This is a genomic window from Protofrankia symbiont of Coriaria ruscifolia, assembly GCF_900634745.1.
In the GTDB taxonomy this organism is placed as follows: Bacteria; Actinomycetota; Actinomycetes; order Frankiales; family Frankiaceae; genus Protofrankia; species Protofrankia californiensis.
On the sequence record NZ_CAAAFR010000168.1, the window covers coordinates 1 to 2,231 of the forward strand.

3 protein-coding genes are annotated in these 2,231 nt (G+C 69.3%); all 3 read left to right on the plus strand.

What is annotated here, in order from left to right; genetic code table 11:
- A partial coding sequence (locus CV1CTNOD_RS25855) for a hypothetical protein (protein ID WP_207386543.1) occupies positions 1-304 on the plus strand: 304 nt, incomplete at its 5' end.
- A gap of 508 nt (positions 305-812) precedes the next feature.
- Positions 813-1,169 (plus strand): ArsR/SmtB family transcription factor, encoded by a 357-nt coding sequence (locus CV1CTNOD_RS18480; RefSeq protein WP_242606817.1) that lies wholly within the window; start codon positions 813-815, stop codon positions 1,167-1,169.
- A gap of 73 nt (positions 1,170-1,242) precedes the next feature.
- Positions 1,243-2,231: malic enzyme-like protein (locus tag CV1CTNOD_RS18485; protein ID WP_131787277.1), on the plus strand; the 989-nt coding region annotated here is incomplete at its 3' end.

The following is a 2,231-nucleotide window of genomic DNA, read 5'->3' on the forward strand; positions in this document are numbered from 1 at the left end:
CGCGAACAGTCATGCTCGCGCCACCATCAGCCGCCTGGTTTCCACCGAGGAGTATCCGGTGCATGCTGAGGAGTGTCCGATGAATCCTGCCTGGCTTTCGGTGACATCCGGATCGATCGTTCGCTCTAAGTATTTGTACGCGTGCCGGCGGCACGACGGTGAAGGGACCACCCCGGTTACGCTCCCTCGAATTTCAGCAGCACATGCTGTCCAGCCGGTGAACGGATTACAAATCGATCGCAAAGGACACCGAAAAGAAACCCGACGAAACCGCTGCTCGGTGCCGCCCGATTTCCATTTCTAATGGATCAATAGAATCAATCGAACGACGACCTCCGAAACACACCGAAACGGCTGAACGTGTCCGCGGGTGGGCCGGCGGGTCGGTCCGGTCGGTGAGCGACGGGATCTGGCCGGCGGGAACGCACGACACGCCGGCCGGCTGCTGCGCCCCGGCCAACCGGTGGGCTGGAGCCCACAGCGTACGCCCGGCGAACTGCATGTCCGGCGCAGGCTGTATCCGCTGAACTCGATGCGGTGGCTGAACTCGGTGCCGATGGCGCCCGATGACGCTCTCCGGCGGTACACTTGCAAAGTTCTTCAATTGCGATATGGCGTCCCGTGACACACGGCTCAGGGTTGTACGGGGAGCGGCAGCCCCCCTGTACGACCGTCTCGGGTAGTCCGTCGCCGGCCGGCTGCTCGTTGCGGGCCGGCGGGTCCACAGGACTGCGCCGGGGAGCCCGTAACGGGCTCCCCGGCAGGGCGCGGCGCCTGCGGGCCGGTGCGGTGACGGGCTTGAAGGGAGTCCGGTGGGGGTACAGGTCCCGCTTTACCAGGCGAAAGCGGAGTTCTTCCGCATGCTGGGGCATCCGGTGCGGATACGGGTGCTTGAGCTGCTGGCGGACGGGCCGACCCCGGTACGGGAGCTGCTGGCGGCCATCGAGGTGGAACCTTCGAACCTCTCCCAGCAGCTGGCGGTGTTGCGCAGGTCCGGGATCGTGACCGCGACCCGGGACGGCTCGACGGTGGTGTACGCGCTGGCCGGAGGCGACGTGGCCGAACTGATGCGGGCCGCGCGGCGGATCCTCACCGAGATGCTGGCCGGGCGCGAGGAGCTGCTGGCGGAGTTGCGTGAAGCCGAGGCCAGCTCCGCCATGCCACGATGATCACAGGAGTGTGGGCAGCCGACAAAGCGGTGTGGTGGCGGCCGTCCACCGACAAACCCCAGGCGGAGGCGGCATGCTGACCCCGAGCCTGCCCGGGGCCAATCCCGCGTACAGCATCCAGATCCGGGTACCGTCCCGGGCACTGACCATGGTCCAGGCGGTCATCGCCGACGCGCAAGGGACCGTCACCTGCCAGGCGGACGAACCGGACGCCAGCGAAGTACATCGCATCACCCTGGACGCCGACAGCGCGGACACCCTGAGGTGGCTTGGCAGGGTACTGCGCCACCGCCTGGGCACCGACCTCCTGCACACCGAGGACCTGGTCTTCCTCACCGCGTCCACCGGCAAGCTCGCCCAACGGGTCTGCGCGGTCACCACCACCGGCCACGACGTCGCACTGCTCGACGCCGACGCCGACCGCCGCGTGATCACCCACCTGGCCGCGCACCCGCTGCACACCGACCGCTACACCGGCCGCTCACGCCGGGTCGCCCTGGTGACCGACGCCAGCGCCGTGCTGGACTTCGAACCGCTACGGGCCGAGACCGCCCTTCCCGCGGTGGAATCCCAGGCAGTCCATCTGCACCGGGCCACCGGCCTCGACATCTTCCCGCTGCCCATCGCCGCCCACGGGCCGGACGACCTCGCCGCGGCCGTGCGCATGCTCGCCCCCGGCTTCGCTGCCACCATCCTGGTCCACACCCACATCCAGCATGTCCACGCCGCCCGCACCGCCCTGGAAACCGTCCCCCACCTGCTGTTGGACAGCGTCAACGACGGCCTCGCCGTCGCCGCCACCGCCGCGGCCGTCAACGCTCTGCGCCTGCGTGCCGTCGACCCGCGTCGCGCTCGCGTCGTCCTGGTGGATCCGGCCCGCGGCGGGGACCTGGCCGGCCTGCTGATCGCCGCCGGCATCGGCGACCTCACGCTCTATGACCCCGTCCCCTACGGCACCGCGCCACTGCACCAGCTCGCGGACGACATCGACCTGATCGTCGACCTGATCGGGCTGATAGCCCCGCCGCCGGGCGTCCCCCTGCTGCGGACCCGCCCCGAGAC